Origin of the sequence: Planktothrix agardhii (assembly GCF_904830935.1) — a bacterium.
GTDB lineage: Bacteria > Cyanobacteriota > Cyanobacteriia > Cyanobacteriales > Microcoleaceae > Planktothrix > Planktothrix agardhii.
This window is the reverse complement of record NZ_LR882952.1, coordinates 947,824-974,778: the sequence shown is the minus strand read 5'-3', so window position 1 is coordinate 974,778 and position 26,955 is coordinate 947,824. Positions and strand designations below refer to the sequence as shown.

Below are 26,955 nucleotides of genomic sequence, written 5' to 3'. Positions count from 1 at the left end.
GGTGATTAGCCAATAAATTCAAAGTCAGCCGTTTGAGTCCTTCGTGCCAAGCCTAACATATTATGTAGATCACAACTGCTTTAATCAAGGAAATCCTTGAGATTAAGCAATTATAGAGTGCCATTAACATAACGATTATTGAGGGGGTTCAGCCTTGAATGTTCAGAAAGGTCAGATTCAAGCACTCATCACCGAAATTGACGAGGTTCTTAGTCAGCCCAGCTTACGTTTGCCCTGGGTCGTTTTTGGCGAAACTGTCACACGCTCCCGTCAAGTCCTAGAGCGTGTCCGTAGGTATTTGGTCTTTCTTCAGGAACATACAGACGAGCAGGCTCTCGGTGTTACCTTGGAAGCCCATCAACCTTCTATATCCCCCGGAACGCGCGAACCTCTGTGGCAGGCAATCCGACGGGAAATGATTTATTTGCGGAGTAATTTGACTCAACCCCTTCAGGATGAGATCGATCGTTTGCGTACCGAACAACGCAATTTAATTCAAGAAATTCAACAATTAGAAGCCCGAAAAGCCCAAGCTATAGGACAAGTCCCTCCTCAACCCTATCAACAACAACTCAGTCGTGAATTTTTGCAAGAGTTCATGACCAGATTACAGGACAGTCTGATTCATAATGTGACCCAAACCCTGAACCATATTGAAACCCGATTTTTAGATTCGGTATTATTAACTGAATCCAACTCGCTGCCCGCCCTGGTTTCTGAAGCTGTGGACAGACCCCAAACAGCCCTCGACCCCCTGACTCCAGCCCAACGCCTGGAACAGATGCGACAGTTACAAGCGCAATCTGATCATTTACTGATGACCCTCGATTCCAGTCTGAGTGTGATTTTTGAGGCCTTGCAACGAAACCTCCAAACCTATTCTGATTCCCTTTCCCAAAGCTTAGAAAGGATGCACAGTCTGGGTAAACAGGGGGAGGTCATGTTTACCACCTTAGTCAACCAATTAGCCCAGCAGGTCGGTCAAGAAACGTCTTCCTATTTACAATCTTCATTACAATTAACTCAATCGGAAACCGCCTCGAACACGGATAATTTACCTTCTCCTGAGTCTGTGGTTTCTCCTCCCCAGGATTTTTCCTCCGCTTTTGAGGGACTCTTTCCCTATGCGGGGGCAGAAGTTCCTAGACAATCGACTCCTTCTGTTACTTCTAATGATGAGGATAACGAAGAACAGCTAAAAATTACCGATGAAGATGAATTCGAGGTTGCGTTTGAGACCATTGAGGGATTACCTACTCCCCCTATCGAAGATGGGTTAGATAGAACGCCAGAAAGCTCTCTTTCCCTCGATTGGGATGAGTCAATTGTAGAACAGTCCCTACCCGATGCCGATTCAGAATTAGAAAGTTTGTTTAATCTGGCGACGGAGCCAGAATCCTCGGCTGTGACTGCGGTGCCTCAAACACAAAATACTGATTTATTTGAGGATGATTTTGATGTCATTCAGGTACTAGATGAAGATGATGTTTCTGAAGAGATAGAAACCTTATTGCTAGATGAGGAAACCGATGTTCCAAGTCCTTCAACGGTCGAGAATGAATCAGAAATCCATTTAGACACCGAAGATTTATTTGGGGATGGGTCAACACCGAAAATCACAGCCATAGAATCGGAAAATATTGACACCGAATCCTTCGAGGAAACGGCTGATTTCTTGAGCTTAAATAGTTTAGATATATTCAGTCAACCGGATCAAAATGTTCCGATAGAATCTGATTTATCCTTAACCGCAGATGCTATCGATCCTGTATTCTTAGAGTCTGAGAACTTATTTACACCAGGATCTGAAGCAGAATTGGTGTCTCCTCTAACCGATGAAATTGTGGATTTGTCTTTTACTTCTGCACCGAATCCCTTTGAGGAAACCTTAGCAGATTTAAGTGATGTTTTTGAGGAACTCACCTTTGAGGAGGTTTCCTCCCCAAATTCTGATGTGATCTCGGCAAGAACCCAACAAGAACTCACCGGAATTACGAGTCCGATGGCATCTCCCTCTCCTATGGAAAGCCCAACAGTTAGTTGGGAGAAAGATGCTTATGTTCAAGCGTCCCCGAATGAAAATTTACTTCCCCTAAATTTGGAAGACGATAGTGAACAAGTCGATTCTCGTTTATTAATTGATCGCAATACTTTGGAACATTTAGAGGCAGATCTATTTAATTTAGAACAACCTGAAACTATTCCAATCTCCAAGAAAAATCCCGTAAAATCAACTTATTCCCAGCCTCAAGTTTCTACCCAAAAATCATCAGCAAAAACGAATTCAAAAGTATCTCAACCTGAAGAACTAATTACTTTTGAAGATTTATTTAGAGATATTGGGATGGAACCTCATTCAGATCAATCAGTTCCCTCTGTTTCCCTTGAATCCTTAAATAAACCAGCATCAGAAAAGCAAAATATTGCATCAACTCAAGGATTATCAGATTTAACTTTAGATGATGTTTTCAACAGTTTGAACTTGGCGGAGGAAAAAAACTTAAATTGGGACACCGAACAGGAGGAAGATTCTCTCAGTCTTGAAGCCTTGAGTCAGGAGTTTTTTAAAAACTGATAACTGATCACTGATCACTGATAACTGATTATGACTCAATGGTATTTAGGAATTGACTTAGGAACAACGGGAATATCCGCCGCCTTATTGCAGAGCGAAACCCAAAAAGTTTATCCTATTTATTGGCAAGCGGAACAGACAGAACTCTCTGGAATCGAGGATCTTCCCTTTACCTTTCGGCTAACGGCGTCAATTTACTATTTAGATCCACAGGAAAAAACCACTCAAGGCCTAATACAACGGTTTAAATCCTTATTAAACCTGGGAATTCCTTATCATTCAGTTAATTCTCCTGAATTAGCAGGGCTTCCCATGATTCATTGGTCAGAACAACAGTCCCTGCCCTTGGGGGGATTTCGAGAGGCCTGGACAGCTTTATTATCTACCTTACATCCCCATCGAATATTGTCTGGTCGCAGAATTTCCCCATCAAAGCAGCCTAATCGGGAAACTCCCCCAATCATGGCTTTACCTAATGTCTATACTGTGGGTGCTGTGGGACTCGATACGATCGAATTTCAGCAAGCATTAAATTGTTTAGATGGGGTGGTTTTAGGCTGTTCCACGGCCTCTACAGAAGCCTATCGTTTTAATCTTAGGGAAGCTGTATTAGCAGCAGGAATCATTAAACGTCCTGAACAAATTTTTATTATTGAGGATGCGATCGCAACTTTATTATATCAATTTTATCTCCATCCCCCCGATCCCGATAGCACAATTTTAATTATTAATATTGGTGCTACAACTACCGAAATAGCCCTAGCCAAACTCCCCCAGGATTTAACTGAATTTATGGCTTCCCAAGTGGTTTGTCATCATTTAGCCTATGCTGGAGATGCCTTAAATCAGGATATTATTACTCAACTTTTGATTCAGCCAGAGGGTTCACCCTTCCCCATATTTAATATTCCAGATGTGGAATTTCCTGAACCTGGACATCCTGATTTAGCCAAACGTTATCGTTTACAACAAATTTTACAGAGTGATTCTACGGGATTAAAGTTATTAGAAATTGCAGAAACTTTAAAATTTGAACTACAACAAAGCGATGTCCTTACCGACGCGAAGCACCGCTATACCCTAACATTAAATAATTATTCTTGGGAAGTTTCCCAACGAGATTTAGAACAAAAGATTTTTATTCCCTTTATTCAACAGTTAAATCGAGAACTCAACCATCTTTTCAGCACCCAGGGAATTTCTCCGATTAGAATTAGTCAAGCCATTTGCACAGGGGGAAATGGAACCTGGCCAACTTTTAGCCGTTGGTTACGCCAAAAATTACCAAATGCTTTGATTACCCAAGATAGTCCCCATGATCAAAATCATCGAGACAACAATTATTCCCATTGTAGTCGCTTGGCTTGGGGTTTAGCCGTATTACCCCTTTATTTTCAAGTCTTGGATATGTCTCGACATCAATACAGTGATTATTTTCTTTTAGCGGAACTATTGCGAGTGTTCAAAGAACAACCTTTATCTTTATCAGAAGTACATCAACTCTTAGAAAATCGCGGGGTCAATACCCGTTCTGTTTCAGATAGAATTATAGCAATTTTAAAGGGAAAATTACCTTCTGGTTTAATTCCCTCACCTTCTGATGCGATTTGGTTCACTTTAGAATCTCAAAAAAATCCTGATTATCAAGGTTTACTCGAAGGCGCATTATTTTATCAAGATGTCGATAATAATTATTTTATAAGTTTAGACCGCGCCGACCTGACCAGAAAATATTTAGCACAATTAAGTCTACATTCCCTACAAAATTGGGAAGAACCATTAATCAGTTATCAGTAAACAGTTATCAGTTATCAGTTATAGCAACCGCCAAGGCAGTTAGGACACCAGACGGATGTTGTAACCTAGACGGTGAAGTTCTTTTCCCCCTGTTCCCTCCCCCCCTAGCCCCCCGTGCACGGGGGGTTTGCTCCCTGCTCCCTGCTATAAAAAGTACCGAGGGGGATTGACAAAACCCGCGGCTGATGCGACAATATTGTAATGGCAAGTGTGGGCATACTCTTGACTATTTAGTCAACATTGAAAATATCGGCAAAACTTCTTTGTGTCTTTGTGGTTAAATTAGTCTTGACCCCAGCAAAGATCCCAGATAACTGATTTATGAACTTACCGAATTGGATTACGATTTCCCGTTTGTTCGGAGTTCCATTTATACTTTATTATTTACATGATCCAACTGTTACTAATCGTTGGATTTGTTTAGGAATTTTTTTAATAGTAGCCAGCACCGATTGGTTAGATGGATATTTAGCTAGAAAACTCAATCAAGTTACAGATTTAGGAAAATTTCTTGATCCCTTAGTCGATAAATTATTAGTTTTCGCGCCCTTACTTGCCTTAATTGAGTTAGGAAAAATTCCCGCTTGGGGAGTATTCTTAATCCTAGCACGGGAACTCACAATTGCCGGATGGAGAGTCAATCAAACTCAAATTTCTGGAGCGAATATTTGGGGTAAACTAAAAACAGTTAGTCAAATTTTAGCGATCGCATTTTTAATAGCACCTTTACCTGAACCTTGGCAAACTCCCAGCTTAATCCTATTCTGGATAACCGTAGGATTAACCCTAATTTCAGGTTTAATTTATCTAATTCCTCAACCTTCCGTAAAATCAAGTCTTGAAAATATCAAAACCTAAAACAACCAAAATCTCAATCTTCCCCATCACCTATCACGGATTTCAGAGGATTACGCAGATTAACACAGATTAAAATCCGTGAAATCCGTGAAATCCTCTTAAATCCGTGATCCCTATTCCCCAATAAATATGGGGCGACAAAAGCCACCCCATATCATATCAAACTAGGAATTAGTAATCAAAATCGCCGCCCATACCAGCGCCAGCACCAGCAGGAGCGCCGTCTTTAGGTTCAGGTTTGTCAGCAACAATACACTCAGTTGTTAACACCATTCCAGCAATAGAAGCCGCGTTTTGCAGAGCAGAACGGGTAACTTTGGCAGGGTCAACAATACCCGCTTCAAACATATCCACAAATTCGTTAGAAGCCGCGTTGTAACCAACATTAAAGTCTTTTTCTTTAACTCGTTCAGCTACCACAGCACCGTTAACGCCTGCGTTTTCAGCAATTCGTTTCAGAGGCGCAGCCAAGGCACGGGACACAATTAAGGCCCCCGTTAAGGCTTCATGGGTCAGGTTAGCATTAGCCCATTCTTCCAGTTGAGGAGCTAAGTGGGCTAAAGTTGTGCCACCACCAGGAACGATACCTTCTTCAACGGCCGCTTTCGTGGCGTTGATGGCATCTTCCAGACGCAGCTTGCGATCTTTCATTTCGGTTTCGGTAGCCGCACCGACTTTGATCACAGCCACACCACCAGCTAATTTAGCCAAGCGTTCTTGGAGTTTTTCCCGGTCGTAGGAAGATTCGGTTTCTTCCATTTGACGGCGAATTTGCTCACAACGAGTTTTAACGGGGGCTTCATTGCCTTCAGCAACGATGGTGGTGTTATCTTTGGTCAGGGTGATCCGACGGGCTTTACCCAGCATATCCAGCTTGGTATTTTCCAGTTTCAGACCAGCATCTTCGGTGATTAATTGACCACCAGTTAAGACGGCGATATCTTCTAACATGGCTTTCCGGCGATCGCCAAAACCAGGCGCTTTCACCGCAGCCACATTCAGCACACCGCGCAGACGGTTAACCACCAGGGTTGCTAAGGCTTCTTTTTCAATATCTTCAGCGATAATCACCAAAGGACGGCCAGAACGGGCAACTTGCTCCAGAACAGGCACTAAGTCCTGAACTAAGGTGATTTTTTTATCGGTAATTAACAGATAGGGTTCTTCCAGAACTGCTTCCATCCGTTCGGTATCGGTGGCGAAGTAGGGGGAAATATAGCCTTTATCAAAGCGCATCCCTTCGGTAATTTCTAATTCGGTGGTCATGGATTTTCCTTCTTCCAAGGAAATCACGCCTTCTTTACCGACTTTATCCATCGCCGAAGCAATCATTTTACCGACTTCTTCGTCGTTTCCGGCAGAGATAGAACCGACTTGAGCGATCGCTTTGGAATCTTCCACTTGGCGAGCGTGTTCGGCGATTTTTTCTACTAAAAAGGTAGTCGCTTTATCAATACCGCGTTTGAGTTCAATCGGGTTAGCACCCGCAGCCACGTTCCGCAGACCTTCTTTGACCATGGCGTGGGCTAGAACCGTTGCAGTGGTGGTTCCGTCGCCAGCGGCATCGTTGGTTTTGGAAGCGGCTTGACGAATCAAGGCAACTCCAGTATTTTCGATGTTATCTTCTAGTTCAATTTCTTTAGCAATGGTGACGCCATCATTCACAATTTGGGGTGCACCGAATTTTTTTTCTAATACGACGTTGCGACCTTTGGGGCCAAGGGTGACGGCAACGGCTTCCGCCAGGATATCCATACCACGCTCTAGGGCGCGACGAGCATTTTCGTTGTAAATAATACGTTTAGCCATGTTTTGTCTTCAGGTTTTAGGTTGATAATTAGAATTGAATTACTGAATCTTGAGGTTTTAACTTTGTAGATCGAATAACAATTTGTGGTGTACGATCTAAGGTTAAAAACGTCGATTAGTTGACGATCGCTAAGATGTCTTTTTCGGCTAACAGAACAAATTCATCGCCACCGAGTTTGATGTCAGTACCCGCGTATTTGGAGTAGAGAACTTTGTCGCCGACGCTGACTTCTAGTTCGCAGCGAGAACCATCATCATTGCGTTTGCCAGGGCCAACTGCCACAACTTCGCCCACTTGGGGTTTTTCTTTGGCGGCATCAGGAAGAAAAATTCCACCGGGTGTTTGTTCTTCAGATGCACTAACTTTAACGAAAACGCGATCACCAAGGGGTTTAACGGTTGATACGCTTAGAGATACAGCAGCCATTTATTAGCCTCCACTTTATGTAAATATTCGGTGATCGGAGTTTTATGATTTCCTTTGAGGAATTCAAATTAGCACTCTCGACTCCTGAGTGCTAATTTACCGAAAAAAGCCTCCCCATTGCAACAGTCTAATTTGTACGGGTTCCCGAACAAGGGGGCGGGGGGAGTAGGGGAGTAGGGGGAGTCAACAACAGTTGGCTGAACTGTTTGGCGTTGATATTAGCTTGATAGTTAAGAGGAATTTTATTCTCGGATAACAGTCATTAATGTAGAGACGTGCAACGGCGCGTCTCTAGCACTTATAGCAGGTAATAGGTAATGGGTAATGGGTAATAGGGAAGAAAAGACTTCACCACCTGCGGTTGGCTATATCGTTTTTTGGCAGTGACTTTATCCTCCCTGATTCACGCTTTAATCATAGAAATAACCCAATCAAATGTTTTTAGGACTTGTTGTAATACGGTTTTATCTTCTAAGTTGGATAACTGTAATGTTGGCTCTCGATATTCCGTAGGTTCTAAAGGGAGAGATAAACCGATCGCACTCAATTTATTTCTGAGTTCTAACCATTTTTCCTGTCGATCAAAAGGTGGTTGAGAACCATATTTATTAGAAGAAATTTCTAAACGTCCAGAAATATCAACGGTAAATAACTTTAACTGTTTTCGACCTTTTTCTTTTTGGTTTAATAAAGCTGTAAATCCACCATAAACATCTCCCGTCCCCCATTGTATAATAACTTCCGGTTCCTGAAGTTTTGCCCAATTATGAATTTCCTGGGCTATTTGTGTTTCATCCTCTCCCCGACGCAAGTGGAGTTCTTCAAAAAACGAAACCTCATCCCAGCGACGACGTTCTCCCGTGGCGCTGGATTTTTTTTGTTGAGCTTCGGCGGTTTGACCAATTAATCGAGGAACAAGGGTTTTTAAACCATCTTGACTGACATATTGTTTAATTTCTAAAGCCAAAACCTCGACTAAATCCGTTTGTTTATTCAGAAATTCAACTACCCTTCTTAATGGACTGGTAATTTCATCCGCCACAAAGACTAAACGCAGTTTTCCCGCTTGCAGATTGGTTTTAACTTTTTGCCAAAATCCATCTTCATTTAGATCTGAACCTAGAAAATCTTCAAACACTTGTTCAGGATCTCGACCTTGATCTCGACAGTTAGCTTCAAATTGAGAAATAATTGATTCTATCGGCCAATATAATCCTAAATTTGCCGCATTATCTAACATTTGACCAATCATTTTTTGTCGAGTTTCCACATTGCGACTGCGTTTAACTGTCACCAGCGTAGGAATAGAATCTTGATCCAGAAATAAATGATCCATTGACCAACGACTCCCATTATCTTCCTCAGCCGGAAGGGTTACGTCCCGGGAGATTAATAACCATCGTCGTAAAGATTTACCATGGCGCGTCTGTAACCGATCAATTTCATCCCCCGCTAAAAGATTGGGATAGGTTTCTAATAATTCCTGTATTTGATCTTCAGAATCGTAGGGCTGTTCCATCATTTCAACGAGCCGATCATCATCCTGAATCAGATAAATCCCTCCGCCCATATTATTTACCTTTTTAACTCTTAAATTAGGTGATTTCTCTTAATAATTTCCGGTAAATACCCGTTGTGCTGGCCCGGTCATATACAAATGTTGATCTTGATTTGACCATTCAATCTCAAGACAACCTCCGGGTAATTCCACTGTAACAACAAAATCGCAATTTCCTGTTAAAATTCCGGCAACCACAGAAGCACAAGCCCCGGTTCCACAGGCGAGAGTTGCTCCAGCCCCCCGTTCCCATACCCGCATTTTAAGATAATTGCGGTTAATCACTTGAATAAATTCCGTATTGGTGCGTTCAGGGAAAACGGTATGATGCTCAAATAAAGGGCCGATTTCTGCGAGTTTAATTTCCTCAACATCCTCCACAAAGGTAATACAATGGGGGTTTCCCATACTCACACAGGTAACATTCCAAGAATGTCCAGCTACTAACAAGAGAACATCGACTACTTTCTCATCGGCGGCGGCAAGAGTGGTAGGAATTTCCTGGGCTAAAAGTCGCGGAAGTCCCATATCCACTTTAACTTGGCCATTGGCTTGTAATACCGGGGTAATCACACCCGCTAGGGTATGGATTTTGTAGCTTACGGGGAAGGTGCTCGGATCGCGGTTTTCCAGTTCAGCGATAAATTTAGCTAAACAGCGAATTCCGTTTCCACACATCTGAGGTTCCGAACCATCGGAGTTGAAAATTCGCATGGTATAGTCAGTGTTGGAGGTTCCACCGAGGGCGAATATCACGCCATCAGCACCAATACCAAAATTGCGATCGCACATTTCTATAGCTTTTTCTGGGGTGATTAGGGGTTCCGACTGATGACGATTATCAATCAGGATGAAATCATTCCCTAAACCGTGATATTTCGTAAATGTAATGGTCATGAATTCCTCCACTTTTATCGTTAGTGTGATTTAGGCGTTTGGGCGAAAGTGAATCAAAAAGTTCAAAATCCCTTACACCTTATATATTATTGTTTTAATGTTGATAAAAACAACTACTTATGTCTGAATTTAATACCGATTTACCCAGTATTCGCAAAGTTCAAGGGTATACCAAGGATAAAAACTCAGTAGAAATTAAACTGCTAACGAATGATCTTCTTCTGGGAACGATTATCTGGCAAGATCCCAACTGTATTTGTTTACAAGACCCAAACAACCTACAAATCTTGATTTGGCGACATTCGATTGCTTTTATTCGTCCGAAATAATAGAAGTTTACCCCGCTCTTTATAGGGAATTGGGTCGATGCTTTAAATAAAGACCGATCTTTATAAAGTTTCTGTAAAACTTCCAGAATTTTTGATAAACAGGGGTGACAAACCAATAAAGTTTGTTATTGTAGTTATTAACAGCTTGTATGTAATCACTCTGGTTGCTGAAATGTCCCACTCTAAGGAGACAAGCAGGGAAACAGAGCTACGAGTTCAGGGTCACAGTAGCCAGCAGCATATTCACACAAAGGATTCCAAATGAAAACTACACTCCTCACAACCTTAATCTCAACCCTAGCTTTAACCGGGATTTGCGCGACCTCAGCCCAAGCGTTTACCTTCAAAACCAACTACACCACAACAGATAAAAGTCAGTGGAAAAGCGACATATCTTTGAGTTCGGTTGAAATTGGTAGTAAGACCTACAGCAATTTCTCCCTGGTCAAAGATGTTAATATTATCCAAAACGATCTCTGGACAGGCGGTAATACAGGCGCAGCCAGTAGCGATAGAGGGGATAATGCTTCAGGAGTTAAGGCAGAAAATCCGACGGGAAGTAATTTAGCAGCTTCCCTGGGTAATTTAAACCTCAGCAATATTATTGATACCGAAGACCGTGGTAAATTTACCCTAGACTTGTTCTTTGGTAAACCTGTTGATAATTTCCTGTTCTTTGAACGGGGCAAAAACAGTAAACTCCAAGTTCAAGCTTTGAATAAAAAAGGTGAATTGACTGGAAACTCAATTCTACTAGATTCATCAAAATGGCAGAACGCGGGTTATAGACTTGATACCAAAGAAATCAGTGGTGCTCAAACAGTAGGGTCTTTAGGAGTCAGTTTGTTTGATTTAGGACTGACCGATGCCAAATCTTTTGGTGGTCTACGGTTAATCAGCAAATCTAATTATGTGGGCCCTGATTTTAAAGTGGTGGGTCTAAATAAGGCTGTTCCTGAACCTGCGACTGTTTTAGGATTAGGTTTAGTCGGTGCTGCTTTAGCAATGTCTCGTCGCAAAAAAGCTCAATAAAGCATATCTGTTGAAGAAACCAACATTAGACATCTTTAAATTGACCACCGCCCCAGGACACAAGACAACAGTTTTATTGGAATTTCATCAACTCTTTACATAAAAGCTAATCTTTGTAAAAGTTCTGTAAAACTTCTGGAAATTTGGATAAACAGGGGTGACGTATCCTGCCCATATTGTTATTGTGTTATCGACAACCTGTATGTAATAACTCTGGTTGCTAAAATGTCCCGTTTTAAGGAGACACTCAGAAAAACAGAGTTACGAGTTCAGGGTCACAGTAGCCAGCAGCATATTCACACAAAGGATTCCAAATGAAAACTACACTCCTCACAACCTTAATCTCAACCCTAGCTTTAACCGGGATTTGCGCGACCTCGGCCCAAGCGTTTACCTTCAAAACCAACTACACCACAACAGATAAAAGTCAGTGGAAAAGCGACATATCTTTGAGTTCGGTTGAAATTGGTAGTAAGACCTACAGCAATTTCTCCCTGGTCAAAGATGTTAATATTATCCAAAACGATCTCTGGACAGGCGATAATACAGGCGCAGCCAGTAGCGATAGAGGGGATAATGCTTCGGGAGTTCAGGTAGAAAATCCGACGGGAAGTAATTTAGCAGCCTCTCTAGGAAATTTAAATCTCAGCAATATTATTGATACCGAAGACGGTGGCAAATTTACCCTAGACTTGTTCTTTGGTAAACCTGTTGATAATTTCCTGTTCTTTGAACGGGGCAAAAACAGTAAACTCCAAGTTCAAGCTTTGAATAAAAAAGGTGAATTGACTGGAAACTCAATTCTACTAGATTCATCGGGATGGAAGGACGCGGGTTATAGACTTGATACCACAGAAATCGGTAGTGCTCAAACAGTAGGGTCTTTAGGAGTCAGTTTGTTAGATTTAGGACTGACCGATTCCAAGTCTTTTGGTGGTCTACGGTTAATCAGCGAATCTAATTATGTGGGCCCTGATTTTAAAGTGGTGGGTCTAAATAAGGCTGTTCCTGAACCTGCGACTGTTTTAGGATTAGGTTTAGTCGGTGCTGCTTTAGCAATGTCTCGTCGCAAAAAAGCTCAATAAAGCATATCTGTTGAATTAGTTAATATTAGATATCCCTGAATTAACCGCCGCCCCATGAAGTGAAAAAATGATGGGGTGGCAATTTGATTTTATAGGGATATCAGGGAACACCGGAACAAGATTCTTCTAAGTAGATATAGCAGACTAATCCATCAAGGTAATATTAGACAACTGACCACAACGACAAATCGGACAAGCATAGGTTTCTTTTGAGATGATTAACAGCTTAATCATATTCAAAGTTTTTCAATTTAGGAATCCCGAACCAAAAATCCGTGGGAATTAGGGTTTTCAGGGTGGGATCGTGACCGCCGACTTGATGGGTGCGGAGAATCCAGAGATAGGCGCCTAATTGTAGGAAAATCATGGCAATTTTATCATTAATTAATCGCGGTAATAATGAGCGCCAACTAGAGCCTAATTGAGATAAGGTTTTTAAGGGAGTTTCTTCAGTAAAACGCCCTAAAGTTGGAGAACCATATCGCCAATCTTTTCGGGCTTTCCCTCCAGCAGTTAAAATACTTTCTAAACTTGCTACTAAGGTGGCTAATTGAAGAAATCTTTCGGTTTGTTCGTGGTGGGGATTTTCCCGCAACCATTTCATTAATAAAGGATTTAATTCAAACTGCGCCAGCATTCTTCTTAAGGATAAATACAAGGCTTGACTGGAATCTTGAGAACAGGAATTAATTGCACTTACAAAAGTAGTTCCAGTTCCATCTCCAACCCGATATCGAGCCGTCATAATATCGAGTTCATTAATAACAATATCTAAGGGAGAAAACTTGAAACTATCAAAATCATAATCTTGGGTTAGGGGATCAAATTTAATTAGAATATCGGTAAAGGGACGAGATCCTAACCAACCAAATTGACGATCGCCACTATACCTTGTCCAGTCTAAACTTCCTGAGATGATTCCATCACAATTATGGGTATAAATTTGGCGATATTCGATGTTAAATCGCAATTCTTGGGTAAGGCGATCGCGCACGACTGTAGCGATTCCATAGGCAAAATGTCCGAAATAAATCCCAAAGGGAGTATTATCTCCATTCGGCCCGCCAATGCCTCCATAAACGTGCATTAATAAGGCTCTATCTCCTTCTTTCCAGATGGATTCCGGCACAATAGAATCCGTCGAATTATTCTGATTTGGATTGAGGAAAATTGTCTTAACTTGTCCTTGGGGAGTGACTTGATTTTTCCAGTATTCCCAGTTAATATAATCCAGGGTTTTTTGTTGTCCTGAAATTACCAAATCAGGAGTTAAAGAAAATAATTGATAGGGTGCGATCGCCTGTACTACAAACTGACCATCAATATTTTTTTGTCCGAATATATACCACCCAGAAGCATTAACCGGAGATTGTTCTAAATCCTGATTTATTGAAGATAAAGCCCCATCCCGGTTAGCAATCACAGAGGGCAAATAGACCCTTTCTTCGGGGCCGTTAAATTGTTGAGAGGCGGGAGAATAATGACGTACCACAAAGAAGTCATTGCCTAAATTTTCAATAAACCGAACCAGCGCATAAAATCGGCCAGTAATTTCAATTGGATCATTTTGAATATAAAGACTTGAACGTTCTAAACCCGTATCTTTCAAGACCACAGGATCTTTTAACACCACAATCACATCATCCTGGGGTCTAGCTCCAGCCATGGATTCTAATGGATCAACTTGTGACCAACTATTAATTCTTTCTGGGTGAATATTTCCTTGGGATTGACTAACTTTTACCTGATCAATAAAGTTAACATCTTGGGTGACTAATTTAACTCTTTCCTTGACAGAAGAAACCTGTAAATCCCATCTTAAATTAACAATTTGTCCGACTCGATGCTGATGGGATGAATCAGCATGATAAATTTCAAATAATACGCCCTGCACCTGTTCCCGCTCTGATAATTTAGGTAAAATTAATCGACCTATCCAATTGCCTACGGGTTGATATAACTCTGGATTAAGAGTTTGTTTAACTGGATAATATGCAGCTTGATTAAAGGGGGCTTTTTTGTAGAGTTCATAGTTACTAGATTTTTTGAAAATATCAGGATCTAGGCCAGTAATTTCCCAATTTTCTAATAAAATTCCAGTCACAATATCAACGGTTTGTTGCAGGTGGGTTTTGCCATTTGGTAGTTGATGATCTCCCATCGGGCCACCCATCATATTATGTCCCACTGGCCCCAGAGAGATAAAACTGATTTTTCCCCGCCGTTTAGCAAAATTCCAGTTTGATAACAGAGAAAACGGCCAGCGTCCAGGGAAAATAATCGCCCCCACTTTTTCAACGCTATCCTTATCCCCAACTAGATGATAGAGATGTTCTGTTACCATTGTCCCCGTATTTCCACTGATCACACCAGCAATAGAAATTACTGTGATCGGGGCTTTAATGGTACGTTTGAGAAAGGTTACAGCCCCCATGGACATTTGACCACCACCACTGTAGCCCACCAATGTCACCGGAATTTCACTACCGACGGGATAACCATAGCTAAGTAAACTATTATATAAGACTTGTGCCAGACCTTGATTTTGAATCGGGCCGTAACGCGGATCGGCTGAAACTGCTACGGAGACGACATTTCTGGCATTAATGATAAAACCAATTGGGTTAGAAGGATTTTGAACCACCATGGAGTCAATCATCCGCCACAAAAAGGATAATAACCGATTTTCAGTTAAGGGTTTATTAGTAACAGAATAGGGCATAATCCCTTTAACAATCGCTACATTATCGGGAGTGGCAATGGCAAGGGCATCTAAAAAACGTTCAACTTCTGGTAAATATTGATAGGAGCCTTGATTGATCCCATCTAAATACATAACATAGTGATTTACTGGAGTATCAATATTGTGATTTTTGACTAATGTTCCGGTATTTTCTAAGGGTTTAACTCCATACCATCCTGCCCACCAAGTTAAGGATTCTAAGGGTGTTAGGACAATAGAAATTAACAGGGCAATTAAACTAAAATTAACTAATTTTAAGCCTAATCTAAAGCTATGATTGAGTAGACTAAAACCTATGGTTAAGGGGTTATTAGAATTAGGATATAAAATAAAAACTAATAATAAACCTAATAATGCTAGGGCGACAAATTTAACAGTAGAGGAAGTTTTTTGTTTAGGAATATCTTCTTGTTGTTCGGCTTCTAACCAGATTTCCTTGCCGACGGTCAGAATTTGAGGCTCATTTCCGTCGTACATGACCATTTCTTCTAGTTTTTTCGGGTCAGTAATTAATGAAGTTCCCGCCACCGAATTAGATAACCAACGACTAAAGGCTAAAATCGGACGACCAATAGTTCGTTGTACAATTTGTAAGACGACCCAGCCGATTAAAGTACAAATAAATACTGACCAATCTTCAAATCCGGCAACGCTTTCTAATCCTACAAATTGAGCTAGTAAACTCCAAATTGAAAGTAATACCCCTATCGCAATTCCCATGTAAGGTAAGGCGATTAAAAACCCTAACATTTGGGGGGCATAACTGAGTCCTAATGTTTTAAAAATTAGATCAAAACTTAGAGAAATATCAAAAAATAAGTTACTTGCAATCCAAATACTTCCCGCCCACAATCCATAACTTAAAGCAAAAACAATCGCAGAAATTCCTAAGCTGAGAAAAAAACGAATCGGTGTAACTTTATTAGCAAATAAAACAATACATTGTCCAATGGCTTGTGATAAACCAGCGATCAGAACAATAATTAATGCTACGGTGAGGCCATCGGGTAAGGTATTGATTTGATCAAAAACCTCTGGGTTGAGGGCAAATGCCCCTGAAACCAGATGCCAGAATTGGTTAAATGCGGTTTCCATAAAACAAAAATTTACAAAGATGCAATTGATGGTTTTTGAGTGGTTTCAAGTTTAACCTGAACGACTCTAAAAAGCAATATTTAGTCTGAATTATGGTTAAATCAATTTATCTTTCAACCGTTAAATAAATTTTAATCCTTTACTTACTGTGATGCAGTCTAACAATTAAATAACTGATTGATAGGGCTAAAATCGCAATAGCCAGTCCAATCAAATCTTGACCTCCTTTTTTATCGAGATCAAAAATAATGATTTTTCGTCCTACCGCAATTAAAGAGGTAACAATCACTAACTCAACTTGAATAACGTGCTTTTTTAAGTAAGATGAAATATTCTCTAAAATCTCTATAGCAATCAAAACATTTAAGAATAATCCGAAAATTTCAAACAAAGAATCTTTAAATATTAGGGAAGAATCTGTTAATAATTTTTGGGCTAAATATACAATCAGTTGACCACAGCAAACTATGATAATGATTACCATAGCAATTGATAAGGTTTTAGCGATCGCTACTTGAATTTCTTCTAATATCATTAAGAAATTTTCGTCGCTAAACCAATGGGTAAGGGATTGAAAAAAAGTTCTTTTGCGTGACATAGTGACCCGTGAATTGGAGTTAAACAAACTAATATCAATATATAATTTATAGTCAGTTAATGCAAGACTATTCTTTAAAATCAATCTAACTATTCCCTAAATCCAGTTTCAAAGGTTTCTGGGCAAATCATATCTAAGTACCTAAACAAAATTAATTACACATCATAACAAATCATCGGAGTAGTTGATTTCTGACATACCTAAAAATAGAATGGTTATAGAAAAGGATATTGCAGAATGTCTGAAAATGCAATAATCAGCGTATACTGATTATTTAGGTTAATTTATATCCCATTAATTAAATGCCGAGTTTAACTGAAATCCATAGTTTAGGATTCCAAATCCCATTAGTTGCCGGGTGGTTAGGTTTAATTATAGTAGTAGCAGAAGGACTAAATCGGGTTTTTGCTGTTAATGCGGAAATTTCGCGTAAAATTGTTCATATTGGCACGGGAAATGTGATTCTACTGGCTTGGTGGCTGAATATTCCAGCATGGGTCGGAATTACAGCGAGTGTAATTTCAGGAATTATTGCTATTATTTCCCATCAAACCCCAATTCTTCCTAGTATTAATAGTGTGGGACGAAAAAGTTTAGGAACGTTTTTTTATGCGATTAGTATTGGGGTTTTAATTGGTTGGTTTTGGACAATCAAACAACCTCAATATGCGGCTTTGGGTATTTTAATTATGACCTGGGGGGATGGTTTAGCGGCGGTTATTGGTCAACAATGGGGTCAACATAAATATCAAGTTTTTGGTAATGGTAAAAGCTGGGAAGGTTCCTTAACAATGCTATTTGTTAGTTTGATGATTTGCAGTTTTATTTTATTAGCAACTGAGGGGAATAATCAAATAAATTGGAGTATTTCAATAGCTGTAGCAATTATAGCTACCGGATTAGAAACCTTTTCAAAGTATGGAATTGATAATCTAACTGTTCCTTTGGGTAGTGCGTCACTAGCTTTTTTTCTGAATCAAATTCTTTAGGTATAGTAGTTGGTGCTGGTATGTTTATCAGGGTTAAGCATAATTTAACCACAAAGACACGAAGACACAAAGAAGTTGTAAACACGCTGCTATATGTTTAAGATTTTATTACCTAAACAATAATAAATCCCCCATAGGAGTTATGGAGGATTTAAGTAGATTTTGAAACACATAATAATATTTGATCAAAATTATTCTTAGTGTTTCCAACGGGGATCTTTGTTAGGATTACCTTCAAAGGGCTGCGTACCTACCGATGGGTAGGTATCATCACTAACAACAAACATCCGCCCGGCGGCTTCAGTTAAATAGGTCATCATTTCTTTAAAAGAACGTAAAATATTCATAACTTCCAACCTCAACTCTATGATCTAGGCTTCTATGCTAATCATTCTATCGGAAAAAATCAGAAAGTGTGCAGATTTGCAACATTTATTTGCACTTTTGTATTTACTGAAGTTATACAATCTGTTAAAATTGTCAGAAATACTTAATTTACCTGGTTCGGGGTTTGGTCTTCTTGCCCAACCCCTACAAACCCGATTAAGGTTTAAGACTGCAATCCTTTTAAGACCTTATCGGTAAAAGCATGAATTGATTTACCCACATTTTTTTTCAATTTCCAGGCTTTAAAAGCTGCTTCATAATCCTCTCCTTCTAGTTGATAGGTTTTCCAAGCTCTGAGGGTTAAAAATAATCCCCAAGTTAAAAAGACAAAGGCTGCAAATCCGATTCCATGCCAAATCACTAGGTTAATTAAAATTAAGAAGGAGTTAACAATCCCAAATTGAATTAGATTTTGTTTCAGTCGATTTTGGCGATAGGCGTTAAAAACTAACTTTTCATCGGCTTCTTGTTTTTGTAACTTCCATTGCTGTTCAGCTAATTCTAAATCCTGGGGAGAAATTCCTAAATCTTTGGCAATGTCTAACAATTCTTGACGAGTCATTTCCTCGTTATCTTGTTTACGACAAATTGCAATATGCAGAATTTCTTGTATATCTTCCTGTAAATAGGTCGGGGTGATTTGAGTTTCTGAGTTGGTCATAGATTTTTCTGATCAAGATAAAATACAAATAGGACAAGGTTTACAGGTAATCTGCAACCCTAATAATATGAAATCTTAATCTAGCCTAACCTATCCTATCAGGGTATAGGGCGAGTTCTAGGGGCAAGATTTAAGATAAAGTTAAAAAAAGTCGGTCATCAATACCATTACCCGGAGAATCGTTCATGAATCTGGTTGTACTCCAGAATGGATTAGATAATATTTCTTTTGCCATTTTATTGATCACCCTATTGTTGTATTGGGTGGGGGCGGCGTTTCCTAATCTTCCCTATTTGTGGGTGTTGGGCACTGCGTCCATGGCGATCGCCAATCTCTCTATTGTGGCATTATTAGGGGCGAGATGGATTGAGGCGGGTTACTTCCCGATTAGTAATCTCTATGAATCCTTGTTTTTCCTGACTTGGGGTTTAACAACTATTCATCTGATTGCTGAACAAATGAGTCGGAGCCGCTTAGTTGGGGTGGTCACCTCTCCCGTGGCGATGGGAATTGCGGCGTTTGCAACTTTGAAGTTACCGCCACAAATGCGAATCGCTGAACCCCTCGTCCCGGCGTTGAAGTCTAATTGGTTAATGATGCACGTTAGCGTCATGATGTTGAGTTATGCAACGTTAATGGTGGGATCTCTATTAGCGATCGCATTTTTAATTCTGACTAGGGGACAGGAAATCGAGTTAAGTGGAAGTTCTCTAGGAACTCGGATTTCCCGAAATCATCATAAACCCGTTACCAATGGGATCAATTATACTCCAGAAATCGTTACGGAGTCCCACCCCAAAGGGTTAACTACCAATGGTAATGGCACAACGGCCGTGTTAGAGTTCGTCAAAACCGACAACCCAGAATCAGTTACCAGGCTTTCCCCACAGCGATTAACCTTAGTGGAAACCATTGACAATATCAGTTATCGGATTATTGGATTAGGATTTCCCTTGTTAACCATTGGGATTATTTCCGGGGGAGTCTGGGCGAATGAAGCTTGGGGCTCCTATTGGAGTTGGGACCCGAAAGAAACTTGGGCGTTAATTACTTGGTTGGTATTTGCGGCCTATTTACACGCCAGAATTACCCGGGGTTGGCAAGGTCGAAAACCTGCTATTTTAGCCGCCACGGGACTTGTGGTGGTCTGGGTGTGCTATTTAGGAGTTAATCTATTAGGAAAAGGTTTACATTCCTACGGTTGGTTTTTCTAAATCAGTTAATCCTTAGTAAAAAATACAATTTTCAGGACATAAACATGAGCGATTTTACCTCTATTCTCGACGATGATGATGTGATTAATACCAGCGAAAGTGCATTGATGTTTCAATGTACTTTTAAAGCCAGTGAATTCCTGTCAATTATGGAATCCAAGTTAGAAGAAGAAAATTTATTTAAGGAAGGAATTGAGTGTCAACTCTTGCGTCCGGGCCAATCTTGGAAAACTGGAAAATTTCGGATTTGTTTAGAATTTTGCCCCGATGAACCGGATGTCGAAGCTAAAGGAGGTATCCCAACTTCTGAATATGCTTCCCCTACAATTCCCTCTGATTCCAGTTCTGATCTACCACCTTTTGTTAACCAACCAACTAAAAGTGTCGGAATGTGGAGTTAGTTATTAGTCGGAAATTTAACGCATTTTATTAATGTTCAAAGTTCAAGAGATTTGATTTTGAATTTTGAACATTTTTTTTGTAGTAGTAAGCCCTTCAGGGCTTATTAGAGGCGTGAACGCCTCACTACAAAATGTTGTTAGTTAGAATATTAGGTCACTCGTAAATAGATATTCCATGATTAGGAAATCGGGATAAATCTTTTAAGTCAGTCGTGACAATAATTACTTGTTCAAAAAAATCTTTTTGTCCAATAGCTTGAGCGACCAGAATTGCATCTCCATCTAAACTCTTTGGATGTGATCCACCCTTTCCTTGCTTCCGTATTTCTGCCCACAATTGAGCAGCTTTTAACATGGTTTTTCGATCTAAAGGTATTAGGCGATTCTGCAACAAATCTAAGCGGTTAATACTTTTATTGAGGTTTTCTAAAAGTAGATTCCGACGAAGCTCATAATCTATTATTTCTGGAATTTGCAACTCAAAATCATTCTGATTGAGATATTCCAACCATTCTCTAATTTCTACATGATACTCACGTTTTTCGTGCTTACATTTAGGATGAACTATAGTTCCTAAAGGCCCTGAATCTAATAGTATAACCTTACTCATTTAATTTTTTATAAAGATAAGGGATTAGATTTTAGAGCCTGTTCTACTAAAGGATATACTTCTTGATCATAGCCCGATTCATCCTTTGTCCATTCCTTAAAGATACTAATCAAATCATCTAAAGCTCCTTTTTTCTGAGGAACTTCAGATTGATTGTTTGAGTAAGCCGTTTCAATTTTAGAATCTGTTTCGATCTTTTCAATAGCCCACTTATCAATATATGTTCCTTGGTCTTCAGCTTGCTTGATAATCTCTTTAATATTTTCTATCATTGTATTTTCCCCCAATAGGTGTTTTTTATATAACTAGCTATTGCATTATAACACGAGGATTAGGAATATTGTCGATTTCCACATCTAATACAAGAAATCGCCACAACCTCAATAAAAAAAAGATCATAATATTATGATTTTGAGTAAGATTTTTCAATTTCCTACAAATTTATTAAGGAGTAATTATTGATTTTTCTGCTGAGTTTTTTTGACTACTGCTTCATGATTTGTTCGATAAATTTTTAGTCGATCTTGACTTTCAGGATAAATAAAAGAATCTTCAGGAATAGATTCAAGTAAATTAATAGATTGTTTCCATTTTTGTTCTGCTTCCTGCCAAACACTCAAAGATTCTGGAGGATTTTGCAGCATAACCGATGCTTCCATTGCAATTTTTTTAGCGTATTCTAAATCATTTGTTGCTTTTTGTTCTTTATTTAAAATTTGGCTAATGGAGTTATAATCTTTTTGATAAATTTGTAATTGTTGATTGATTTTTTGAAAGTCAGAAGAATTTTTAGGCATTGCTTCTAACAGTTGAATAGCATCTTGCAATTGAGTTTGAGATTGTTTCCAAACGGTTAGAGGATGGGGAGGATTTTTAATTATTTGCGATGCTGATAATGCTAAGTTTTCGGCAGTTTCTAAACGACTTTGAGGGGTTTCTGGAGTCAGACGATTTGGGTTTTCTTGCTTAGACTTAAAAGGATTAAAAATCAACAGTCCAAGTCCTCCTAATAAGATGACACCAGCAAGAACAATAATTAACTGACGAATTTGTTGTTGACGTTTTAATTCCAATTCTCGTTGACGCTGTAATTCTTTTTCCTGTTGACGTTGTAATTCTGCTTCCTGTTGACGTTGCAATTCTAATTCCTGTTGCTGACGTTGTAATTCTGCTTCCTGTTGACGTTTTAATTCTGCTTCCTGTTGACGTTGCAATTCTAATTCCTGTTGCTGACGTTTTAATTCTGCTTCCTGTTGACGTTGTAATTCTAATTCCTGTTGTTGACGTTTTAATTCTAATTCTTGTTGACGCTTTAATTCTAATTCCTGTTGACGTTTTAATTCTAATTCTTGTTGACGCTTTAATTCTAATTCCTGTTGACGTTTTAATTCTAATTCCTGTTGCTGACGTTGTAATTCTAATTCCTGTTGCTGACGTTGTAATTCTAATTCCTGTTGACGTTGTAATTCTAATTCCTGTTGCTGACGTTGTAATTCTAATTCCTGTTGTTGACGCTGTAATTCTAATTCCTGTTGACGTTGTAATTCTAATTCCTGTTGCTGACGTTGTAATTCTAATTCCTGTTGACGTTGTAATTCTTCTTCTTGCTGACGTTGTAACTCAAGGGAACTTTGAATTAATTCTTCATACTGTTCATTTAAACGAAGGCGATAAGTTTGCAAATTATCAAAAATCGAATTAATATTAATTTCAGATTGAACAGTTAAAGGATTAACAGAGGTTAAATTAAGGGATTGTTCAAACTGCATTAAAGCATCAATTAACCGACTCCAATCATATTTTTCTATAAATTCTGTACTATCGTTCTCATCCGTCCAGTTCTTTAATTCAATTAAAATAATATCGACTAAATAGCGGAGAGCATTTTTAATCACGGGATATTGTTGAGAATCAAAGTAATATTCTAGTAACTCAACAAAATTCAATAACAACCCGCTATCAATAGCAATCTGATTCATCAAATCTAGGCGTTTAGCATATAGAATTTTCTCTTTTTTTACAGTATCTTGATTGGCAGCCAATAAAGGTAAATGATCAATTCCCGAAAAAATTGAATGATTTCTTTTTTCGTCGTTGATTTTAGTGTTTATAGTTTTTACCTCTGGTTTAATCTCTTGTATAAATTGCAAAAAATTAGAAGAATCAAGTTCAGAACTGCCCAGAGATAATTGTATTTTTTCGACGATATTGATTAGTTGATTTTTTAAGATTAAGACTTTGGCAACATCCATTATTATACCTCGTGGCTACTTGTAATAAGTGTTTTTAATAGAATTAGCTATTGCATTATAAAACAATAAAATGCTTACTGTAGAGATCTTAACATCTCTATACAGTAAACATCATCCTAAATTAACCAGGATTGCGCCATGAAACCTTGGGCATAATTTGGGTATTATCAACCCGATTCTTATACTTAATGGCGAAATTCAACAGAGAATCTAACAGAGAATCAGAGAGAAAATGAGGTTGTAATCCTAAATCCAATAGATTCGTATTTTTAGCGTTGAAATAATGATCTTCTAATTCAACACGAGGATTAGGAATATTCTCAATTTCCACATCTAAACCCAAGGCAATTCCCGCTTGTTTTACCATCAGGGCTAAGTCACCAACACTATGCAATTCGGTAAACTGATTGAATACCCGGAATTGTCCCACATCCGCCGGATTTTCTAGCGCTAATTCGATACATCGTACCGTATCCCGAATATCTAAAAAGGCTCTAGTTTGTCCGCCTTTTCCATAAACGGTTAAGGGATGACCAATGGCGGCTTGAATACAAAAACGGTTTAAAGCCGTTCCAAATACGCCATCATAGTCGAGACGGTTAATTAAAAGTTCATCCATCCCGGTTTCTTCTGTTAACACCCCATAAACCACTCCTTGGTTTAAATCCGTCGCCCGCAGACCCCAAATTTTACAGGCAAAATGGATATTATGGCTGTCATGAACTTTGGATAAATGATAGAAACTCCCCGGTTGTTTAGGATAGGGTAAAGTATCCTTCCGACCGTTATGTTCGATGGTAATATAACCCTCCTCAATATCAATATTGGGGGTTCCATATTCTCCCATCGTTCCTAACTTCACTAAATGACAATCGGGGAAATGTTCCCGCATTGCATACAATAAATTTAGGTTCCCAATTACGTTATTAGCTTGGGTAAGAACCGCGTGTTCTCTATCAATCATCGAGAAAGGAGCAGAACGTTGTTCTCCGAAGTGAATAACGGCCTCGGGTTGAAACTTCAATAAACTTTTAATCAGGAAATCGTAGTTATTGATATCCCCAATAAATAGGTCAATTGATTTTCCGGTTAAATCTTTCCAGCGCTGAATTCGTTGCTGAATCGGAGCAATGGGAGTTAATGTATCAATACAAAGCTGTTGATCCCAGTGACGTCGAACTAAACTATCCAGAATACCGACTTCATAGCCACGATTGGATAAATACAATGCTGTCGCCCAACCGCAGTAGCCATCACCACCAATGTTAGAGTCGATTAGGGAGTTACCCCCCTAACCTCTCCTTCAGAACCGTGCATGAGACTTTCGCCTCACACGGCTCCTTGATAACTCCACCTTTGTTATAGGTACGATTCAAAACGGTTGATTGTCATAGTTCTCTACTGTTTTAGTTGAAGAACCATCATTAGCCGTTTTTATGTCGTGACAATGTTTGTGTAAAAGTTGAAGATTATCATAGGTGTCTTTTCCACCTAATGATTTTGGTTTAATATGGTCAACTTCCACAATATCTGTACTTGAAAAATACAGACCGCAGTGAGGACAAATACCCTTTTGACGTTTAATTAATTTAGAAACTCTTGAGGGAGTTCCGGGGTATTCTCCTCGTCGTTTACTCCAGTAAATCCAGTCTCCATTGAACGGACTAGCCTCACCCTTAACTTTTGTATGCCTTATAATTGGCGTGCTGTTATGGGTAGTTAATTCTATTCCGTCCTCTGTACTGAAACACCAATTTCTGTCTCCTACTGTTCTCCAGTATTTGTCTTTATTGATGTTCCCTTTTCCCCTGTTTCTTGCCCAAGCTCTCAACTTGTTGTATGTTAGATGATCAACTTTTGAGAAAGTTTCTTTACTAACAACTGTTGAGTAATAGTTTGACCAACCCCTGATAATAGGATTTAACCTGCTAATTAAAGCAGCTTGTGGGGCGGTCTTATGGGCATCTATTACTTCAGCTATTTTTGCAAGATGAGTCTTGATTTTGGCTTTTGAGGGTGTGATTAATGTATTAAAACCTAGTATTTTTCCATAGGGATTCTTGGCACTTAGGTAGTTACCTACTTTGTACTGTTGTATATGAAATCCTAGGAACTCAAACCCAACATTTCCATCAATTTCATTGAGAGTATGGGTTAATTTTGTCTTACTTGGTTTTAATTCCAAACCCATATCACCTAACCAATCAGCTATTATTTCTTGACATTTCTTAACAACGCTTAAATCTTCGTGCATTATTACGAAATCATCAGCATAACGGATTAGACTAAGGGCTGTTCGATTAAGTCGTTTTCCCCCTTTTAGAGTTTCTGCGTACTGCTTAACTCTTTCTTCCATACCATGTAAGGCAATATTTGCCAGTAGGGGTGAAATAATCCCCCCTTGTGGTGTGCCTTCATTGGTCGGAAACAATTCTTTTCCGTCACAATACCCTGCTTTTAGCCATAATTTAATTAGTCGGCTTAATGTTGGGTATGTGTTTATTTTGTCAATTAATGCTTTATGGTTTATGCGATCAAAACATTTGGCAATATCAGCATCAAGAACATATTTTGACTTGGTATTGATGCTTTTAAATATTGCGTCAATCGCATCGTGACATGAGCGTCCTGATCTGAAACCGTAACTGTTTGGCTCAAATTTAGCTTCCCATTCTGGTTCCATTGCTAGTTTGACTAATGCTTGCAATGCGCGGTCATTTATTGTAAGTATTCCGCCCCCCCAAACCCCCCGTGCACGGGGGGCTTGGGGGGGAGTTTCGGTTGTACCAGGTTTGGGAATATGCACTCTACGAGTTTGCTTCACCTTATTGGTTAACTTTAACTTACCTACCAAGTTCATACGTTGCTCTGGAGTTAATGATTTAACACCATCTATTCCGGCTGTATTTTTTCCTTGGTTATCTTGTGTCACCCTTCTGACTGCAATACATTTAGCTGACCAGGAATTAATCAGGGTTTTCTGAAGTTTGCGAACTGCCTTAACATCGCCTCGTTCACTCGCTTGAAATATTCGTTTTTGCAACTTGAAAGTTACCTTTTCTAGCTTTCGCCAGTTGAGGTCTTTCCATTCCACCGTCTGAGTTTTAATCAGCGTTTTAGACATATCCATTGCTACTTACTTAATTTCTTTGAAGTTACCGAGTGTTTGTCAGCATATCCTTGATATTACTCAAGGCATTCGCTTTTAACACCATCCCTTTCTTGCATAACGTTCGTTAGCTACTTACTGACTTGTTTGACCATTTCAGAGCTATGCAAGAGTTACTTCGTTCCGATTACACATTTGTTTAAAGTCTTTAGCGTGATGCTATCCACCGGGTTTATGGGCTTGTGCTTATAAGTCAACCGGTCAGTTGCTTATTCCCTATCCTTGCCTTTTGGCTTGGTGTTAATCATAACTATTGATTATGATTCAGCCATTACACCATTGAAAATTACGATGGTTTAGACACATCTTTGCTTACGCTACGCATGGACTTTTTGCTCGGTATTTACCAGATTAGGCTTCCAGTAGTTCTACCTTTTAACCCCGCTTTAACCTGTTGGTTGCTACCCAAACAAACTAGGGGTTATGCTTTCACCTCAGCACTTGAGGGATGGGACTTACAGCCACGGCT

At 39.4% G+C, this 26,955-nt stretch carries 22 protein-coding genes; 9 read left to right on the top strand and 13 right to left on the bottom strand.

Features of this window, described 5'->3' with window-relative positions:
• Positions 1 to 154 precede the first annotated feature (154 nt).
• The 3 genes from NMG88_RS04530 (at position 155) to pgsA (ending at position 5,230) form a co-directional block, all read left to right on the top strand.
• Positions 155 to 2,575: a hypothetical protein gene (locus tag NMG88_RS04530; RefSeq protein ID WP_026797826.1), complete on the top strand. Its 2,421-nt coding sequence runs from the start codon at positions 155 to 157 to the stop codon at positions 2,573 to 2,575.
• Between the two features lie 30 nt (positions 2,576 to 2,605).
• Complete coding sequence (locus NMG88_RS04525) at positions 2,606 to 4,372, top strand: acetate and sugar kinases/Hsc70/actin family protein (RefSeq protein ID WP_042152197.1); 1,767 nt, start codon at positions 2,606 to 2,608, stop codon at positions 4,370 to 4,372.
• A 321-nt stretch (positions 4,373 to 4,693) separates the two neighbouring features.
• Positions 4,694 to 5,230: a CDP-diacylglycerol--glycerol-3-phosphate 3-phosphatidyltransferase gene (pgsA, locus tag NMG88_RS04520; protein ID WP_254035145.1), complete on the top strand. Its 537-nt coding sequence runs from the start codon at positions 4,694 to 4,696 to the stop codon at positions 5,228 to 5,230.
• Positions 5,231 to 5,401: 171 nt separating this feature from the next.
• On the opposite strand, the gene groL is transcribed toward pgsA, so the two are convergent.
• From groL to dapF, 4 genes are all read right to left on the bottom strand, one after another.
• Positions 5,402 to 7,039, bottom strand: coding sequence for a chaperonin GroEL (gene groL / locus NMG88_RS04515; RefSeq protein ID WP_027249228.1), 1,638 nt, complete (start codon positions 7,037 to 7,039; stop codon positions 5,402 to 5,404).
• Between the two features lie 115 nt (positions 7,040 to 7,154).
• Positions 7,155 to 7,466, bottom strand: a complete 312-nt coding sequence (gene groES, locus NMG88_RS04510; protein WP_027249229.1) for a co-chaperone GroES — start codon at positions 7,464 to 7,466, stop codon at positions 7,155 to 7,157.
• Positions 7,467 to 7,869: 403 nt separating this feature from the next.
• Positions 7,870 to 9,036 carry a hypothetical protein gene (locus NMG88_RS04505; protein ID WP_227350150.1) on the bottom strand — a complete coding sequence of 389 codons (1,167 nt, stop codon included), beginning with the start codon at positions 9,034 to 9,036 and terminating at the stop codon, positions 7,870 to 7,872.
• A gap of 39 nt (positions 9,037 to 9,075) precedes the next feature.
• Entirely contained in the window at positions 9,076 to 9,921 is an 846-nt protein-coding gene (gene dapF / locus NMG88_RS04500; protein ID WP_026794081.1) for a diaminopimelate epimerase, read from the bottom strand.
• A gap of 119 nt (positions 9,922 to 10,040) precedes the next feature.
• Between dapF and NMG88_RS04495 the strand changes: the two genes are divergently transcribed.
• The 3 genes from NMG88_RS04495 (at position 10,041) to NMG88_RS04485 (ending at position 12,367) form a co-directional block, all read left to right on the top strand.
• Complete coding sequence (locus tag NMG88_RS04495) at positions 10,041 to 10,250, top strand: Hfq-related RNA-binding protein (RefSeq protein WP_026794080.1); 210 nt, start codon at positions 10,041 to 10,043, stop codon at positions 10,248 to 10,250.
• A gap of 261 nt (positions 10,251 to 10,511) precedes the next feature.
• Positions 10,512 to 11,282 (top strand): exosortase-dependent surface protein XDP2, encoded by a 771-nt coding sequence (locus NMG88_RS04490; RefSeq protein ID WP_141293230.1) that lies wholly within the window; start codon positions 10,512 to 10,514, stop codon positions 11,280 to 11,282.
• A 314-nt stretch (positions 11,283 to 11,596) separates the two neighbouring features.
• Positions 11,597 to 12,367: an exosortase-dependent surface protein XDP2 gene (locus NMG88_RS04485; protein WP_026794078.1), complete on the top strand. Its 771-nt coding sequence runs from the start codon at positions 11,597 to 11,599 to the stop codon at positions 12,365 to 12,367.
• 226 nt (positions 12,368 to 12,593) lie between these two features.
• Here NMG88_RS04485 and NMG88_RS04480 read toward each other — a convergent pair whose 3' ends face one another.
• Positions 12,594 to 16,205 carry a Yip1 family protein gene (locus NMG88_RS04480; protein WP_254035144.1) on the bottom strand — a complete coding sequence of 1,204 codons (3,612 nt, stop codon included), beginning with the start codon at positions 16,203 to 16,205 and terminating at the stop codon, positions 12,594 to 12,596.
• 139 nt (positions 16,206 to 16,344) lie between these two features.
• On the bottom strand, positions 16,345 to 16,803 hold the full coding sequence (locus tag NMG88_RS04475) for a phosphate-starvation-inducible PsiE family protein (protein ID WP_042157086.1): 459 nt from the start codon (positions 16,801 to 16,803) through the stop codon (positions 16,345 to 16,347).
• Positions 16,804 to 17,105: 302 nt separating this feature from the next.
• Between NMG88_RS04475 and NMG88_RS04470 the strand changes: the two genes are divergently transcribed.
• Positions 17,106 to 17,792: a diacylglycerol/polyprenol kinase family protein gene (locus tag NMG88_RS04470; protein ID WP_042152186.1), complete on the top strand. Its 687-nt coding sequence runs from the start codon at positions 17,106 to 17,108 to the stop codon at positions 17,790 to 17,792.
• A gap of 197 nt (positions 17,793 to 17,989) precedes the next feature.
• Here the strand turns inward: NMG88_RS04470 and NMG88_RS04465 are convergent, their stop codons facing one another.
• Together NMG88_RS04465 and NMG88_RS04460 are read right to left on the bottom strand one after the other, a co-directional pair.
• The gene (locus tag NMG88_RS04465; protein ID WP_167541242.1) at positions 17,990 to 18,139 is read right to left on the bottom strand and encodes a hypothetical protein; all 150 of its coding nucleotides are present in this window, start codon (positions 18,137 to 18,139) and stop codon (positions 17,990 to 17,992) included.
• Between the two features lie 203 nt (positions 18,140 to 18,342).
• Positions 18,343 to 18,840, bottom strand: a complete 498-nt coding sequence (locus tag NMG88_RS04460) for a 2TM domain-containing protein (RefSeq protein WP_042152183.1) — start codon at positions 18,838 to 18,840, stop codon at positions 18,343 to 18,345.
• A gap of 185 nt (positions 18,841 to 19,025) precedes the next feature.
• Here NMG88_RS04460 and ccsB point away from each other — a divergent pair, with 185 nt between their 5' ends.
• Together ccsB and NMG88_RS04450 are read left to right on the top strand one after the other, a co-directional pair.
• Positions 19,026 to 20,054 (top strand): c-type cytochrome biogenesis protein CcsB, encoded by a 1,029-nt coding sequence (ccsB, locus tag NMG88_RS04455; protein ID WP_227350148.1) that lies wholly within the window; start codon positions 19,026 to 19,028, stop codon positions 20,052 to 20,054.
• 44 nt (positions 20,055 to 20,098) lie between these two features.
• Positions 20,099 to 20,455 (top strand): KGK domain-containing protein, encoded by a 357-nt coding sequence (locus NMG88_RS04450; protein ID WP_254035143.1) that lies wholly within the window; start codon positions 20,099 to 20,101, stop codon positions 20,453 to 20,455.
• Positions 20,456 to 20,609: 154 nt separating this feature from the next.
• Here NMG88_RS04450 and NMG88_RS04445 read toward each other — a convergent pair whose 3' ends face one another.
• From NMG88_RS04445 to ltrA, 5 genes are all read right to left on the bottom strand, one after another.
• Positions 20,610 to 21,065 carry a type II toxin-antitoxin system VapC family toxin gene (locus NMG88_RS04445; RefSeq protein ID WP_027254674.1) on the bottom strand — a complete coding sequence of 152 codons (456 nt, stop codon included), beginning with the start codon at positions 21,063 to 21,065 and terminating at the stop codon, positions 20,610 to 20,612.
• An 8-nt stretch (positions 21,066 to 21,073) separates the two neighbouring features.
• Positions 21,074 to 21,337, bottom strand: a complete 264-nt coding sequence (locus NMG88_RS04440) for a hypothetical protein (protein WP_027254675.1) — start codon at positions 21,335 to 21,337, stop codon at positions 21,074 to 21,076.
• 183 nt (positions 21,338 to 21,520) lie between these two features.
• Positions 21,521 to 23,317, bottom strand: a complete 1,797-nt coding sequence (locus NMG88_RS04435; protein WP_254035142.1) for a hypothetical protein — start codon at positions 23,315 to 23,317, stop codon at positions 21,521 to 21,523.
• A 121-nt stretch (positions 23,318 to 23,438) separates the two neighbouring features.
• A complete protein-coding gene (locus NMG88_RS04430; RefSeq protein ID WP_254035804.1) occupies positions 23,439 to 24,593 on the bottom strand; it encodes an NAD-dependent epimerase/dehydratase family protein in 1,155 nt (384 codons plus the stop codon).
• A gap of 96 nt (positions 24,594 to 24,689) precedes the next feature.
• On the bottom strand, positions 24,690 to 26,447 hold the full coding sequence (gene ltrA, locus NMG88_RS04425) for a group II intron reverse transcriptase/maturase (protein ID WP_430202546.1): 1,758 nt from the start codon (positions 26,445 to 26,447) through the stop codon (positions 24,690 to 24,692).
• Between the last annotated feature and the right edge of the window lie 508 nt (positions 26,448 to 26,955).